The sequence below is a fragment of the Nostoc sp. genome (assembly GCF_036917975.1).
In the GTDB taxonomy this organism is placed as follows: Bacteria; Cyanobacteriota; Cyanobacteriia; order Cyanobacteriales; family Nostocaceae; genus Nostoc.
This window is the reverse complement of record NZ_JBALEJ010000022.1, coordinates 89,480-103,899: the sequence shown is the minus strand read 5'-3', so window position 1 is coordinate 103,899 and position 14,420 is coordinate 89,480. Positions and strand designations below refer to the sequence as shown.

General features: G+C 42.2%; 16 protein-coding genes. 7 read left to right on the top strand and 9 right to left on the bottom strand.

Annotation, left to right across the window (positions count from 1 at the left end; translation table 11 throughout):
• Positions 1 to 273 precede the first annotated feature (273 nt).
• Together V7K76_RS07400 and V7K76_RS07395 are read left to right on the top strand one after the other, a co-directional pair.
• Positions 274 to 1,806: a DEAD/DEAH box helicase gene (locus tag V7K76_RS07400; protein ID WP_334778410.1), complete on the top strand. Its 1,533-nt coding sequence runs from the start codon at positions 274 to 276 to the stop codon at positions 1,804 to 1,806.
• Positions 1,807 to 2,187: 381 nt separating this feature from the next.
• Positions 2,188 to 2,766 (top strand): Uma2 family endonuclease, encoded by a 579-nt coding sequence (locus tag V7K76_RS07395; protein ID WP_334778409.1) that lies wholly within the window; start codon positions 2,188 to 2,190, stop codon positions 2,764 to 2,766.
• 21 nt (positions 2,767 to 2,787) lie between these two features.
• Here the strand turns inward: V7K76_RS07395 and V7K76_RS07390 are convergent, their stop codons facing one another.
• The 5 genes from V7K76_RS07390 to V7K76_RS07370 all read right to left on the bottom strand — a co-directional run bounded on the left by V7K76_RS07390 (position 2,788) and on the right by V7K76_RS07370 (position 5,323).
• The gene (locus tag V7K76_RS07390; protein WP_334778408.1) at positions 2,788 to 3,735 is read right to left on the bottom strand and encodes an aldo/keto reductase; all 948 of its coding nucleotides are present in this window, start codon (positions 3,733 to 3,735) and stop codon (positions 2,788 to 2,790) included.
• 49 nt (positions 3,736 to 3,784) lie between these two features.
• Positions 3,785 to 3,982, bottom strand: a complete 198-nt coding sequence (locus V7K76_RS07385; RefSeq protein WP_334778407.1) for a hypothetical protein — start codon at positions 3,980 to 3,982, stop codon at positions 3,785 to 3,787.
• 360 nt (positions 3,983 to 4,342) lie between these two features.
• A complete protein-coding gene (locus V7K76_RS07380) occupies positions 4,343 to 4,567 on the bottom strand; it encodes a hypothetical protein (RefSeq protein ID WP_292736759.1) in 225 nt (74 codons plus the stop codon).
• Between the two features lie 136 nt (positions 4,568 to 4,703).
• Entirely contained in the window at positions 4,704 to 5,111 is a 408-nt protein-coding gene (locus tag V7K76_RS07375) for a type II toxin-antitoxin system VapC family toxin (protein ID WP_334778406.1), read from the bottom strand.
• Positions 5,108 to 5,323 (bottom strand): hypothetical protein, encoded by a 216-nt coding sequence (locus V7K76_RS07370; RefSeq protein ID WP_292752474.1) that lies wholly within the window; start codon positions 5,321 to 5,323, stop codon positions 5,108 to 5,110. Before V7K76_RS07370 ends, V7K76_RS07375 begins: the two co-directional genes overlap by 4 nt.
• 416 nt (positions 5,324 to 5,739) lie before the next feature.
• Between V7K76_RS07370 and V7K76_RS07365 the strand changes: the two genes are divergently transcribed.
• Positions 5,740 to 6,213, top strand: coding sequence for a hypothetical protein (locus V7K76_RS07365; RefSeq protein WP_292752477.1), 474 nt, complete (start codon positions 5,740 to 5,742; stop codon positions 6,211 to 6,213).
• Positions 6,214 to 6,404: 191 nt separating this feature from the next.
• On the opposite strand, the gene V7K76_RS07360 is transcribed toward V7K76_RS07365, so the two are convergent.
• Positions 6,405 to 7,376, bottom strand: coding sequence for a DUF6615 family protein (locus V7K76_RS07360; protein WP_334778405.1), 972 nt, complete (start codon positions 7,374 to 7,376; stop codon positions 6,405 to 6,407).
• 216 nt (positions 7,377 to 7,592) lie between these two features.
• On the bottom strand, positions 7,593 to 8,438 hold the full coding sequence (locus V7K76_RS07355) for an Rpn family recombination-promoting nuclease/putative transposase (protein WP_334778403.1): 846 nt from the start codon (positions 8,436 to 8,438) through the stop codon (positions 7,593 to 7,595).
• Positions 8,439 to 8,674: 236 nt separating this feature from the next.
• On the opposite strand from V7K76_RS07355, the gene V7K76_RS07350 reads away from it, so the two are divergent.
• The 4 genes from V7K76_RS07350 (at position 8,675) to V7K76_RS07335 (ending at position 12,813) form a co-directional block, all read left to right on the top strand.
• The gene (locus V7K76_RS07350; protein ID WP_334706164.1) at positions 8,675 to 10,108 is read left to right on the top strand and encodes a BCD family MFS transporter; all 1,434 of its coding nucleotides are present in this window, start codon (positions 8,675 to 8,677) and stop codon (positions 10,106 to 10,108) included.
• An 84-nt stretch (positions 10,109 to 10,192) separates the two neighbouring features.
• A complete protein-coding gene (locus V7K76_RS07345; RefSeq protein ID WP_334778402.1) occupies positions 10,193 to 11,020 on the top strand; it encodes an inositol monophosphatase family protein in 828 nt (275 codons plus the stop codon).
• Positions 11,021 to 11,239: 219 nt separating this feature from the next.
• The gene (locus tag V7K76_RS07340) at positions 11,240 to 11,812 is read left to right on the top strand and encodes a hypothetical protein (protein WP_334778401.1); all 573 of its coding nucleotides are present in this window, start codon (positions 11,240 to 11,242) and stop codon (positions 11,810 to 11,812) included.
• Positions 11,813 to 11,859: 47 nt separating this feature from the next.
• Positions 11,860 to 12,813: an MDR/zinc-dependent alcohol dehydrogenase-like family protein gene (locus V7K76_RS07335; protein WP_334778400.1), complete on the top strand. Its 954-nt coding sequence runs from the start codon at positions 11,860 to 11,862 to the stop codon at positions 12,811 to 12,813.
• Positions 12,814 to 12,936: 123 nt separating this feature from the next.
• On the opposite strand, the gene V7K76_RS07330 is transcribed toward V7K76_RS07335, so the two are convergent.
• Positions 12,937 to 13,224, bottom strand: coding sequence for a hypothetical protein (locus V7K76_RS07330; RefSeq protein WP_334778399.1), 288 nt, complete (start codon positions 13,222 to 13,224; stop codon positions 12,937 to 12,939).
• Between the two features lie 78 nt (positions 13,225 to 13,302).
• Positions 13,303 to 14,349, bottom strand: a complete 1,047-nt coding sequence (gene chlG, locus V7K76_RS07325) for a chlorophyll synthase ChlG (protein WP_334953698.1) — start codon at positions 14,347 to 14,349, stop codon at positions 13,303 to 13,305.
• Between the last annotated feature and the right edge of the window lie 71 nt (positions 14,350 to 14,420).

The window sequence follows — 14,420 nt, the reverse complement described above, 5'->3', positions numbered from 1 at the left end:
TGTCTTTTGTCCTTTGTCTTTTGTTAAATGACCCTTACAGATTTACCCTTATTCCAATATCGACGCTGCATTAATGGCAGTTTTCATGAGGGTTTACCTGAAGTTCGGGGACTCACTCGTGGGCATAGCTTCTCCAAGAGTTTGAGGCTTTGCTATTGCCCTTGGCTGACTAACTAGCCAATAACTAATGACTAATGACTAATGACTAATGACTAATAACTAATGACTAAATGACTAATCCAAAAATCCTTACATAAAATTTAGGACGAATTAATGACTCTTTCATTTCAAGAATTAGGTATTTCCCAAGAACGTGTCGAACAACTGGAAAAAATCGGTTTTACCGAACCAACTAACATTCAAGTGCAAGCAATTCCCCAATTGCTAGCCGGTCGTGATGTAGTCGGTCAATCTCAAACTGGAACAGGCAAAACGGCAGCATTTTCACTGCCAATTCTAGAGCGGCTAGATATTAATCAAAGAGCCGTACAAGCCATAGTTTTAACACCAACTCGTGAATTAGCGATGCAAGTTCACGATGCGATCGCCCAATTCATCGGTAATGAAGGATTACGGGTGTTAGCAATCTACGGTGGTCAATCAATTGACCGCCAAATGTTACAACTCAAACGTGGGGTTCACATGGTTGTGGGTACTCCCGGACGGGTGATCGATTTGCTCGATCGCGGCTGTTTAAAGCTCGATCAAGTAAAGTGGTTTGTGTTGGATGAAGCCGATGAAATGTTGAGCATGGGCTTTATCGACGATGTGATCAAAATCCTCTCCCAAGCGCCAGTAGATCGCCAAACAGCCTTATTCTCGGCAACAATGCCACCATCGATTCGGATGTTGGTGAACAAGTTCTTGCGATCGCCTGCAACTGTCACCGTTGAGCAGCCAAAAGCCGCTCCCAACAAGATTAATCAGGTAGCTTACCTAATTCCCCGCCACTGGACAAAAGCCAAAGCTTTACAGCCAATTCTGGAAATGGAAGATCCAGAAACCGCTTTAATCTTTGTCCGCACCAGACGCACCGCCGCCGAACTCACCAGTCAGTTACAAGGCGCTGGTCACAGTGTTGATGAATACCACGGTGACTTGTCCCAACAAGCGCGGGAACGCTTATTAATCAGATTCCGTAACCGTCAAGTTCGCTGGGTGGTAGCAACTGATATTGCAGCACGAGGGTTAGATGTCGATCAACTCTCCCACGTGATCAACTACGACTTACCCGATAGCGTAGAAACTTACGTCCACCGTATTGGTCGTACTGGTCGTGCTGGTAAAGAAGGAACAGCAATTTCTTTAGTACAGCCATTTGAGCGGCGCAAGCAGCAAACATTTGAACGTCATAACCGCCAAAGTTGGCAAGTGCTGACGATTCCTACACGCGCCCAGATTGAAGCAAAACACATTCTGAAATTGCAAGAACTGGTGCGGGAAGCTTTGACAGGTGAGCGTTTGGCTTCATTCTTGCCAATTGTCAGCGAATTGATTGAAGAATACGATGCTCAAGCGATCGCCGCAGCTGCACTACAAATCGCTTACGATCAAACTCGTCCCGCTTGGTTGAGTTCAGACGTGGAAATTCCCCAAGAAGAATCTTCCGCTCCCAAACCAAGACTCGGTAAGCGTCGTGAATCTTCTTCTAGCGATCGTCCCCGTTCTGCATGGAAATCAGATAGCAGCAATGGAGACGAAAGACATTCTTCTCCCAAACCAAAACTGCGGACAAGTGGGCACGAGTCTTCTGCATCCCCTAGTAAAAAAATAGGTTCACCGACAGCTAGGGAATCAGCTTCTTAGTCAACAGTTAATCAATTTTGGATTTTAGATTTTAGATTTTAGATTTTTTCTTCAATCCAAAATCCAAGTTGCGCTTCCAGCGCACCAAAGGTGCGACCCAAATCTAAAATTGGCAGAGTTGAGAGTTAGGAGTCAAGATTTTGACTTTGGCTCTTGACTTTTTGGCTTTTTGGGTGATTTTTTCTAACCAATTATAGGATTACTATTTGATTTTTGAACAACACGTAGGGTGTGTTATCGCCGAGAGTACGGCACCATTTTCAAGGGTTTGGTGCGTTAGACTAAAGTCATAACGCACCCTACAAATACTTAATTTTTTCAGAAATCAAACCGGATTCCTATATGGGAAGATAAATTTAAAGATGCATTCTTCGTGGTCTTATGTTCACTATTCCAGACTTAGAGCAACTACAAGCAGAGCATCCAGAATGGCAGATGGAGCTAGTAGATGGAAATATAGTTGTTATGGGGCCATCAGATTATGAGTCAGAAGAAATAGGTGCTGAGTTAGCTAGGTTACTGGGCAACTGGGTGCGCCCACAGAGGCTAGGACGGGTAACGGGTTCTAGCGCTGGTTTTATTTTGCCTACATTAGAAACTGAAAACGGGAAAGAAGCTGATAACGAAAAACGAAATCTCCGCGCTCCTGATGTATCTTTTGTTCGGGCTGATAGACTTAAAACAAGCAAGCGCGACTTTGTGGAACTGGTGCCTGATTTGATGGTAGAGATAAAATCTAAGTCAGACCGGATCAAACCACTGGTAGAAAAGATTCAGCTATTCTTACAACTTGGATGTACAGTTGGTATCCTGATCGATCCTGACAAATTGACGCTCACAATTTATCGACTCAACCAAGAACCAATAGTTTTGCAGGACAACGACAAACTGACACTACCAGATTTACTACCAGGTTGGGAGCTAGTAGTGTCAGAAATTTGGCCTCCTGTGTTTGAGTAGAGACGTTGCATTGCAACGTCTCTACAACCAAAGACGACTAACTAGTTCTAATTCTCCAATTTCATCGTCGCTCAATTTCCAGCCCAAAGCACCAGCATTTTGCCGTACCTGTTCGGCTGTCTTCACCCCAGCAATAGGAATAACATTCCCCTGAGCAATTAACCAGTTGAGAGCAACTTGGGCAGGAGTGCGATCGTATTTTTCCCCGAAATTGCGTAGCAAAGATATAACTGGGGCAATTTTTTGCAGGCCTTCTTTCTTAAATCGCGGGTCTATTTTTCTCGCACCAGTGGGGATTTCAGCACTATCAATACTGTACTTGCCAGTGAGCAATCCTTGTGCTAAAGGACTATATGCCAAGATAGTGACACCCAACTCACGGGCAGTTGTGATAATACCTTTGCTTTCAACTTGGCGACTGAGTAAAGAATAGCGTACTTGGTTGACAGCCAAAAGTACTCCACGGGCTGCCAATATTTGATGCGCGTCTCGCATTTGCTCTGCTGAGTAATTACTTACACCAACTGCGGCAATTCTGCCCCGCTTCACTTCATCCGCTAGGGCATTCATCAAGCTTTTTTGACTTAAAAAGAAGGCAAAAGGCCAATGCACTTGATACAGGGCGATTTGCTCTAATTGCAAGCGTTTGAGGCTGGCTGTTAAAGCATCCGAGACGGATTGGGCTGTAAATCGCCACGGTAGGGGGCCAAATTTTGTGGCGATTTGTACAGGTTGTTGTGTCTGTTGCAGAAATTGTCCCAAAAATTTCTCTGATAGTCCCATTCCGTAGACTTCGGCAGTATCAAAGAAGGTAATACCAGCGTCTAAGGCTGCGGTAAAGGCTTCTTGTAACTGTTCTGGGCCGTAGCGATCGCCATAGTTCCAAAATAGTTTATCACCCCAAGCCCAAGTGCCGATGCACAAGGGCGTAACAGATGGGCCATTTTGCCCCAATGTGATGTTTTCCACGGTTGCAAAATTTGATTTATTTACATTTCTTTACTTTTATAGTGTATCGTTACAGACAAGATTGGGTGCGATCGCCACCACTTGGCTGCAAATCTTGTGGTGTCGCAGCTACGCCCCTCGTAGAGACGCGGTTTGCATAAAGGTTTAACGTGTCGCGGAAGTCCCCACCTTCAATATACTCATAACGTGGGGATAGGGAGCGGGGGGTGAGTAGGGCATAGGCGTATATTTGTTTTTGCGTCAGCAAAAACAAATACGCTTATGCATGACGAATCCCCAAGATTTTCTGATAGAGTTATTTGGTCTTGACCATCAATGCCATAAGCGAAAACCAAGCTAATAGGTATATGTCGCAAGAGAAAGATTTGGGTCTTGGGAACCAGGACTCCTGCCCTTGGAGGGAATGTCAGACCAACTAGAACTACAAAGTTCTGGAGGCTATTCCCGATGAATTGGGAAGCCCCGTCCGTCTTACGGCGGGGTAGTTCACAACCTGAATCAAACGCGCATAAACAAGATCCCCGACTTCTCGAAGAAGTCGGGGATCTGCGGGTTGCAATTCTCACAAATCAAATAGGATTGCTATAGTTGAGTGTATTTCTTGTATTTAAGAATTAGATGATTTATCCTGTTTGGCTTTTTTGATCAATTCCATGTAGACATTAATCTCACTAATTTCTACATCATGCTCAACTCTAGTTACTTTCCATCTTTCCTTTTTTAGGTAAACTTCCTCTCCTACTCTGGGAGTAAATTGGAGATCATAGAACTTTTTTAGAAAATCTTTTTGATTTTCTTCCCATAATATTACTTTGACTGGTTCTTTACTCATTGCTTATGCCTTTTTGGTTACTGGATGAAGCTAAGTACTTTGATGACATACATACGGCAAGTTTATCTTACTAATTCAATGGAATAGCGTAGTTAAAACCACATTTTCACAATGTTTCAACTGACCTGTGTAATGATCAGGGAGACCACAATTCTAGACTCTTAAACCAACTCAAATCTCTGTAATCTAAAGTCCAAACACTAGCGTCATAAAGTTGAGCTACCGCTACAACAGAAGCATCTTCTAAAGTTCCTTTCCAGTCTAGTATTTGGCGAACCATGCTGTAAATTTCCTGAAACATTTCCATGTTCACTGGTACAGTCACTGTGTTCTCACTAATGACACTTAGTGCAGTCATTGCAGCACGGCTCGATTGTTCTCGTAGCACAAACTTGTAAACTTCAAACAGCACAGGTAGAGGGGTTAGAACCTCACCAAACAACGCTGGTAACTTACTAAAACCCGCTTTGCATTCCTGATGGTAGTCATCTTGGACAGAAACCAAGGCAATCAGGGGTCCTGCATCCAAAACGAGACGCTTCATCCTTGTATCAAATAATCTTCATTAACTGAAGCGTCTGTAGGAGCATTTTCCACGATTCCTGCTAGCGATAGTAGCCTTGAACCATTTTTGGGGCGTAACTTTTCCGCCAGTGCTTCCTGTACAACACTTGATGGGTTTTGCTCTGGGTGATCTTTTAAGTATTGGTCAAGTTGTGTCCACAACTCATCAGGAATATATAGTGTGCGTTTCATTTTTTCAGCCTCTGGAGGTACAACACTAGTTGTACTCTCATTGTAGTTGCTGGAGTGCGATCGCTATTTTTTAGCTAGTACAGCTTGGCGGAAGTAAGCAGACCATTAAAAGCTACGAAAATTCGGCAAACTGCAAGGCTTAAAAATGGTATATGTATTTACGTCGCATATTACTAGTTCCTGGTCAATGTTGTGATAAGTTTTTCTTCAAGCTTTTTGACTTTTAATCTATCAAAACCGATCAGGATGACGATAATCGCCATCAAGACCAGCAAGATATTACACAGCTACTTGATGGAGTGTCGCCCTTCTTTCTTCACAAAATTTTGAATAAATATCATTATTGCTACTGATGCGGTTAGCAGTAATAGTTAGTGAAGCTAGAAAAGTGTTTGAAGCTTGGATCACAAAAAATTATGTCTATTCCACAATTTCTTGCTGCTGCTAATGGCATAGCTCAGTTATGGTCTTCTGCTGACGGACAATTTTTAGGATTGCTATCAAGTGACCAACATGATACGAACTCCATTAGCAATCTTTATGGGATTTATGGCAGTTTGCATGACACCTGTAGTATTCGTAACCCGCATGGTTTATACGGAGGTATTCATGGAGGGCATAGTCCTTATAATCCTTACTGTGGCAAACCACCTGTTGTTTCTTATCAAAATCAAATAGTGTTAGTCATTACAAGAAATACTAATATTCAAACGAATGGATTACCAATAATTGATCCAGATTTTTTGTTAGGTGTATATATGCAACTTGGTTATTCACCAAATATATTTTACCCTACATCAACCCCAATGGATAGGTTAAATCAAGCTGCTTGGAATACTCAGCAGTCTTTAAATCAATCAGCAGTAATTATTGCATCCATGTTTCGGTAATTGTTGTGTTAATTGTCTTCTGGAAAGGGAATAATTTCTCAGATATGCGATTACGGCAGGTGATTGAAAAGCCAAACTCATAGGTAAAAGTTGGCGAGTTAAGCGTGCTGATGTAGAACAGTACGTTAATCAAGTGTTTTAAATTTGTTGCTTAATTTTGCTGAATACTAAAGGTTAGAATTAATTGATTTCTAAAGGTTACTTATGAACTCGTCTAGTTGCTCACATACTCTGTCCCGTTCCTTAAAAACAGTAAGCGTTCGCAAATTTGGGTCAGGTCGATCTACTAGTTCGTTATTCATTAGCTGAATTACTTCTTGGGGTGGTTTATCTACTAAGCATATTTTATTATATTTTTCTAAATATTTATTTCGCCATTCATTTAATTCCAGAAGAATATTATCATCAAGTTCTTCAATAACAAAATTCTCTATTGGACGGATAAAATTCACCCAATAATCATAAACTCTCTGCGGTAATTCACTTGATTTATCTTTGCCATAAGATACTAAATAATGCCAAGTCCGCATATATTGAAACAAATGTTTGAGATGTTTTGGCTTTTTATTCTTGCAGCGTAAATAACGAACTGCAAGTGCAGGAAGTATGGAACAGCCATAAATCTCCCTTAAGCTGTAGTAGTTTTCATATTCTAAAGGTAGTTCAGTTGAATTACTCCAGTTTGAATAAAGGCAGTACAAAGGAATCCGGGGATGTGTTTTGGCTAAAGAATCATTTATGAGAATGTCGCATTGATGTAATGAATTTTTTGAGTTTTTATAATAAAGATGCTCGAAACATTGCTTTTTAATATCTATAACTTTAGCCTGTACTCGAAATCCTATCCATTTGTTTGCACTGGAATTAGTAAACCACCATTCCCAATCAGCGCCGTTTGTTCCTTCGTCTATTTTATTAAATGTTATGCTGCAAATTTCAGTCGAGTGCCTAATTTTTAGCTCAAGAATATTTAAATCTGTTAAAGTTTCTTCTCCAATTTGACAATTGATAGAACGTCCTTTATCAAGCATATCCCATGTCCACAAGGCACGGCTTCTGAAAGTGTCACATAAAGTTGGACGCATATAGAAAATATAAAAAGTAATACATAGTTTTAGTATTCCCCAACTCAAGTGAAAATTTAGTTGTCCAGGACGCAGCATAACAATTTTTCGGGGGGGAGTGAGTGTAGAAGGGCTATGCAAACTTTAAAGACTGGAGTCCCATCCTACCAAGTCCCAACTCCGATGAAATCATGAGCATTTTAATCTGTCATATTTTGGCGCGATCGCTCTAGATACCATAAAAGGGCAATTGAGGATTTTAATCAAGCTCTCCTCATTTTGCAAAAATATGACAACAGACATAAAATACCCATTCTATGTATTTTGTTGTGCGGCAAGCTGGACAGCTTCTATATCAACATTGAGATGTTGAGCAATCTGCTCCATACTCATACCTGTTTGTAGTAACAGAGGCACGGTAAGTTTCAATATTTCAGCTTCCCGTTCTTCTCGACCCTCTTCTCGACCCTCTTCTCGACCTTCTTCTCGACCCTCTTCTCGACCCTCGGCTTTCGCTTCTTGATAAACCCTTGTTTGCTCTAAAGTCAATCCCAACATAGCTTCAACTTCCTCTCTACTTAAGGTCGAAAACTTATAAACGACGATTGTGGTGATGATGTCTAGTATTTCGTTTTTCGGCAGCATGTCTGTTGACTCTAATTTTACCCGCTCAATCAATTGCTTTGCTTGCTGTGCCATCACTTCATCCGATGCTAGAGTCAACTGCATCAAGTTGATGCCTATTGGCTGCTGATTAGTCGCGCCTAACTCATCTAAATAGATTCGCTGCACTTGGTCGCTATTGAGAAATATTCGATGAGTTTTTTGATCCCTTGGTTCCAAAGAACGGGATGAAAAAATTACCACACAGAACCAATCATCATACTGAGAACGATTCCGGTTCAGGTACATCAGCGACTCAGTAAAGAACCGATGGTAAAGGGCTTCATCTTTTTGGAATTGAACTTCAGCAAAAAAGATCACCCGCGATGTTGCATCCTCTGGAGGTAAAAACACACCATCGACGCGAAAAGCGGTTTCTTTGACTTCAACTGATTCAAATCGATAGTTTTGCCCTTGCAGAGGGGGATTATCAACTAGTTCAAAGAGTAACCCAGGAAAACGTTTAAAAATTTGATAGTAAATGGAATCTCGTTTCACTATTTCATCCTAAAATTCTCTGGTTATGCGTAGGCGTAGCCCGTCGTAGACATCGCAGATTACAACCAAGTCCTAAAAATTAATCCTAACTTGGCTGAAGCATACCCTAATTGAGGTGTATAATGGCTTGCCAAATCGCAACTTCAACTTTTCGTTCGCTGATTTGGAGTGAGTAGGGTTTATCTTTATTTAAAGAGAGAGAGATTGAATCCTATAAACCATACGAAAAAGTAGCTATGGCAAGCGGTGAAGTATTTGATACCAAAACAAAATCCCTATCTGTGCCAAGGGTAAACCTTCTGACCATGTTTCGGCTGGGTTTATTTCAGATGGGGTTGAGCATGATGTCTATTTTGACTCTGGGCGTACTCAACAGAGTCATGATTCAAGAAATAGCAATTCCGGCGACGCTGGTATCAGTAGTTTTAGCACTGCCCTTATTTGTTGCTCCTTCGCGTGTCTGGTTCGGCCAGATTTCCGATGCCAAGCCGTTATGGGGATACCACCGCACAGCTTATGTTTGGGTGGGCGCGGCAATATTTGCGATCGCAGCCTTTTTAGCTATACAAGTGATGTGGCAACTCAATACTGCTGCAAATAGTGCAGGTGGTTGGGTATGGACAACTCAAACAATCGGCTGGACAGCGCTTCTGTCCCTGATATTCGCTATATACGGTCTCGGAATTTCGGCTAGCGGTACTGCCTTTGCTGCTTTATTAGTGGATATATCTGAAGAAGATAATCGTTCCAAAGTGGTCGGTGTAGTTTGGTCGATGCTAATGGTGGGGATTATTGTCGGGGCAATTATCAGTGCTAGCTTGCTGAAGCAATTAACGCCAGAAGCAACAACAGCAACCTTGCAGGCGGCGATCAATAGGCTGTTTCTCGTCGTCCCAATAATTGTATTTGGGTTGGCGATCGCAGCAACATTGGGCGTGGAAAAAAAATACTCCCAATATTTAAGCCGTTCCACATTAGTGAACCGAGAAGACAGCATAACTCTGGGCAAAGCTTGGGAAATATTAACAGCTAGCCCACAAACAGGTATATTCTTCACCTTTTTACTGGTGATGACTCTCTGCTTATTTATGCAAGACCCAGTTTTGGAACCTTATGCAGGTCAGGTATTTAAAATGCCTTTGGCTGAAAGTACTAAACTGAACGTTTTTTATGGAACAGGTGTACTAATTGCCTACGGTGTGAGTGGTTTTTTGATTGTGCCACGTTTAGGTAAGCAAAGAACTGCAAGACTAGGCTGTATATTGGTGGCATTTTGTACAGCATTACTTGGGATATCAGGCTTCACAGCTAATCCAGCCTTCCTCAAGCTAAGTTTAATTTTGTTCGGTTTAGCCACTGGTGTCTTAACTACAGCAGCAGTTAGCTTAATGTTGGATCTCACAGCCGCCGCCGCCGCAGGTACATTTATTGGGGCTTGGGGGTTAGCCCAGTCTGTCTCTAGAGGTGTGGCAGTAGTTTTAGGTGGTACTTTATTGGATATAGGTCGTAAGCTATTACCCAATTTAGTTTTAGCTTATGGACTGGTCTTTGCTTTAGAAGCCGTGGGAATGGTGGTATCGATTTGGTTTCTGAATCGGGTGAACGTCACAGAATTTCAAACAAGCGCAAAGCTGGCGATCGCATCTGTTTTAGAAAGCGATTTAGATTAAACTGTATGGGGCATGGGGCATGGAGCAAATGACTAATAACCAATGACAAATGACAAATGACAAATGACTAATAACTAATAACCAATGAATGATTTTTGGACAACAATTCTTGATTTTGCTCAAACTACCACTACCAGAGTGGGTAAGCAGCTAATGCAAGATTTTGGGCAAGTACAGGCTTCACAAAAAGCTGATGGTAGTTTGGTGACGCAAGCAGATAAATGGGCAGATCAGGAAATTCGGGATGCGTTAGCGAAGCTTACCGAAGGTATCGCTTCTAATTTCTCTGGTTACGGCATTTTGAGCGAAGAGAGCGATCAGTCATTTCCTGGTACTGAGTGGTGCTGGGTAATTGACCCTCTAGATGGTACAACCAACTTTACACGCGGCATTCCCATCTGGACAATATCTCTGGGTTTACTGTATCGAGGTACACCCATTTTTGGTTATGTTTACGCACCAACTCTGAATCAAGCTTTTCATGGTTTCTGGGCAGGTTCATCTGGTTTAGCAACACCAACAGGAGCATTTCTCAATCACCACCCCATCCACACTAGTATAGATAGTCCTAGCAATAATCACTTTTTTAACCTCTGTTCCCGTAGTACCGCAGTTATCCAAAACGGTTTTCCCTGCAAAATTCGGATGTTGGGTGTAGCTAGCTATAACTTTTTGACAGTTGCCACTGGGGCTACTCTCGGTGGAATTGAGGCGACACCAAAAGTTTGGGATATAGCGGGGGCTTGGGTAATTGTCCAGGCGGCTGGTGGCGTTTGGTTATCGCTGAAGTCAGAACCGTTTCCATTGTCACCAGGAGAAGATTATAGCGATCGCTCTTTTCCCACCCTTGTTGTCAGTCGTCCCGAATTAGTTCCAGTATTTCAACCTTTTCTCGAAGGCGTAAAAATTTAATTCGCTGCTTACAAACCTGTAAATAGTAGTAATTTTGTCAACCAGCCTAGTGGACTGTGGCATCTCGATATTAAAGTTAACAAGACCCTAATCAAACAAAGAGTCTAGTATAAATAAAGCTGGTAATAATCCTGATTTAAGTGCAAAACCAGTGTAGTTATTAATTTAAGTAGTGTTGTGTCTTTCATCACACTGGTTAATTTAGTATAAAAAATTTTTATGTTGTCTAATCTAGATTTAATTCGAGAGTTTGTGCAAAACTCCATTCAGAAAAAAGACGTTTTGTTGTCAAATCCTGCTTTGACAGCGCAAACAGTTTATAAAACGAACCAACTGACAGCGAAATCTGAAGGCGTAATTGCGATCGCCCAACTATCCAACACCCTACTTGAATTCTCCATTTCTCCAAAATCATCCCAGTGGGAATTGATCAATCAGGCATTAGCAGAATATAGTTATCTCCTCAAAGGAGAAGTAGATAGTCGGGGTTTCTATCAGTATCAATACTCCCAACTTCCCAAAGGTTATCAGATGCACTGTACTAAATCTGTGCTTCTATGGCGAGCTTGGTGGAAATATCGTAAGTATGCTTACAGACCAGGAATTCCGTTAGAACTGCTGATTAGAACACGAGATTCGTGGTATCCAGTCCGAGATTTAATTATTAGCGACGGACTTCTTTATATCAAAACCTTAGGAAGCGAGATCGCACTTGACTCAGAAGACTTGGTTACTTGGTTAAGCAAAATTGATGTAACCAAAATTAAAGAAATACCGACTACAGAGACTTAACAATTCAAAATTCAAAATTGATAATTAGGCAAAGGATGTGAAGAAAAATGAAAGGACTTTGGCTTGAAAATAACCAGTTGCAACTACGGACAGATATTCCTATTCCTGAAGCACCACCGGGAGAAGCCTTGGTACGCGTCTTACGTGCGGGTATTTGTAACACTGACCTGGAACTACTCAGAGGCTACTATCCCTACACTGGTATTTTGGGGCATGAATTTGTCGGCGTTGTCGAACAAGGGCCAGAACACTTAGTTAATCAACGCGTAGTTGGAGAAATCAATGCTGTGTGTGGGCATTGTCGGTTTTGTCTTAGCGGACAACCAACTCACTGCGAAAATCGTACAGTACTGGGTATTGTCAACCGCAACGGCGCTTTTGGTGAATATCTCTGTTTGCCGATAGAGAATCTGCATCCAGTACCTGATAATGTGCCAACAGAAGTAGCAACATTTACAGAACCTATAGCAGCAGCTTTAGAAATTCAGCAGCAAGTGCAATTGCGTCCAAATGATCGGGTGTTAGTGGTTGGAGATGGCAAACTAGGGCAGTTAGTAGCCCAAACACTAGCTTTAACTGGCTGTGAACTTTTAGCTGTAGGGCGTCATCGAGAAAAACTGGCTAACTTAGAAGCACGAGGGATAAAAACGAGTCTAGCCGACGCTGTTACAGATGGATATTTCGATATCTCAGTAGAATGTACTGGCAACCCAGAAGGATTTGCGATCGCTCGTCGCGCCCTACGTCCCCGTGGTACACTTGTACTCAAAAGTACTTATGCTGGCAATCTCAGTCTAGATGTCTCTTCTTTAGTAGTGGATGAAATCACCCTCATCGGCTCCCGTTGTGGCCCCTTTGCCCCAGCCCTCCAGCTACTAGCTACAGGACAAGTTGATGTACAACCCCTAATTCATGCCACCTACCCCCTCATTGAAGGGCTTGCGGCTTTTGAACACGCTCAGAGTCGCGGTGTTTTGAAGATATTGTTAGAGATTGGTTAATGGTCATTGGTCATTGGTCATTGGTCATTGGTCATTGGTCATTGGGAAAGAGGAGGCAGAAGGCAGAAGTTCTTTAATTTTGAATTTTGAATTTTGAATTTTGAATTGATTTCTCCCCAGTCCCTAATACAGATAAGGATTTGTCTTCGGTTGATAGTCAGAACAATCGATCGCTTCTTCGGTGTTGGCAATAGATGGGCGGACAGTACATTTAAGACGGTAGTTATCGGTAAAAAATTGGCACCCAGTACAGGGGATTTGATGCATTTGCTTGGCTGTAGTCAGACTATCTCGCGCTGCCGACCAGAGACTTAAAACAACGAGAATAATTACAGTCCAAGCAACGATAAAGCAAATTGGGACTAACAAAGGTTGAATCCCATTAATGAGGAAAAATATCAGTTTAAACACGGTATGTCCTGATACAAATTAGGAGTTAACAGTATATTAGCTCCTAATTCCTAACTTCTCACTTATCAGAAGTATAAGTTAAACGCCAGCATGACCTAGTGCTAAACCAGTGACGAGCATTCCTAGAACAAGGAACGGTTGGGCGCTGGCTTGATACTTAACATCATTCTTCACAGGATCGCGCAAGAAATACATATCCTGCAAGGTGATTTGCGGGATGATTAACAATACAAGTATTGCTGCATACAAATTCTCATGGATGCTGACGAGATAGGCTGCAATCAATCCCTGAAAGACATCAATCGTTACTACACAAATCCAAGATGCAGTGGTGATGCCAAACATTACGGGTAGTGAATTTAATCCTAACTGGCGATCGCCTTCTACACTCTTAAAATCATTAACAATAGCAATGCCCAATCCAGCCAAGCTGTAGAACATTGTCAAAATCACAATTGTAGAATTCAGTTCACCAAACAAAGCGTGTCCTGTAGACCAAGGTAGGGTGATATAGCTTGCACCCAAGGCGTAGCTACCTAGCCAGCCGTTTTGTTTGAGTTTCAGGGGAGGTGCAGAATAAATGTAGGCGATGAAAGAACCGATAATCGCGATCGCTGTAATTGTCGGGAATTCATGACCAGACCACACATCTAACACAAATGCCAAACCAATACCAGCAATCAGTAATACCCAAATCTGAATAATTACTTGGGGTAGGGGAATTGCCCCAGAGGGTATGGGGCGATAGGGTTCATTGATGGCATCGATTTCGCGATCGTAGTAATCATTGAGGATTTGGGTGTAACCTGTCATCAACGGCCCAGCCAGTAACATACAGGCTGCGACTTTCAGCACATTTTCCAGCGTCCAAGTATAGTTACCAGAAGAAGCCGCACCACAGACTACGCCCCAAATTAGGGGAATCCAGGTGATGGGCTTCATTAGCTGCAAACGAATTTTCCAGATTGAAGTTTCTCCAGCAGATGCACCTTTCATCCCCAACAGCTGCCTAGTTTTCGCACTGCGATCGCTCGTTGCTATTACTTGTTCGCTGGGATTATTTGCAACCAAGTCTATTGCTTCAGGTTGGTTAGGGTCTGGGGTAATGGGAGTTGATTCTGACATAAGATTTACTGATTAATAGGGCATTGGGTATTGGGCACTTGTACTGAGCGAAGCCGAAGTATGGGGTATTG

What these genes read in the sequence shown, in the direction of transcription:
- V7K76_RS07400 (WP_334778410.1), top strand. Translation starts at nt 274, where the DNA reads ATGACTCTTTCATTTCAAGAATTAGGTATTTCCCAAGAACGTGTCGAA.
- V7K76_RS07395 (WP_334778409.1), top strand. Translation starts at nt 2,188, where the DNA reads ATGTTCACTATTCCAGACTTAGAGCAACTACAAGCAGAGCATCCAGAA.
- V7K76_RS07380 (WP_292736759.1), bottom strand. Translation starts at nt 4,567, where the DNA reads ATGAGTAAAGAACCAGTCAAAGTAATATTATGGGAAGAAAATCAAAAA.
- V7K76_RS07375 (WP_334778406.1), bottom strand. Translation starts at nt 5,111, where the DNA reads ATGAAGCGTCTCGTTTTGGATGCAGGACCCCTGATTGCCTTGGTTTCT.
- V7K76_RS07370 (WP_292752474.1), bottom strand. Translation starts at nt 5,323, where the DNA reads ATGAAACGCACACTATATATTCCTGATGAGTTGTGGACACAACTTGAC.
- V7K76_RS07365 (WP_292752477.1), top strand. Translation starts at nt 5,740, where the DNA reads ATGTCTATTCCACAATTTCTTGCTGCTGCTAATGGCATAGCTCAGTTA.
- V7K76_RS07360 (WP_334778405.1), bottom strand. Translation starts at nt 7,376, where the DNA reads ATGCTGCGTCCTGGACAACTAAATTTTCACTTGAGTTGGGGAATACTA.
- V7K76_RS07350 (WP_334706164.1), top strand. Translation starts at nt 8,675, where the DNA reads ATGGCAAGCGGTGAAGTATTTGATACCAAAACAAAATCCCTATCTGTG.
- V7K76_RS07345 (WP_334778402.1), top strand. Translation starts at nt 10,193, where the DNA reads ATGAATGATTTTTGGACAACAATTCTTGATTTTGCTCAAACTACCACT.
- V7K76_RS07340 (WP_334778401.1), top strand. Translation starts at nt 11,240, where the DNA reads ATGTTGTCTAATCTAGATTTAATTCGAGAGTTTGTGCAAAACTCCATT.
- V7K76_RS07335 (WP_334778400.1), top strand. Translation starts at nt 11,860, where the DNA reads ATGAAAGGACTTTGGCTTGAAAATAACCAGTTGCAACTACGGACAGAT.
- chlG (WP_334953698.1), bottom strand. Translation starts at nt 14,349, where the DNA reads ATGTCAGAATCAACTCCCATTACCCCAGACCCTAACCAACCTGAAGCA.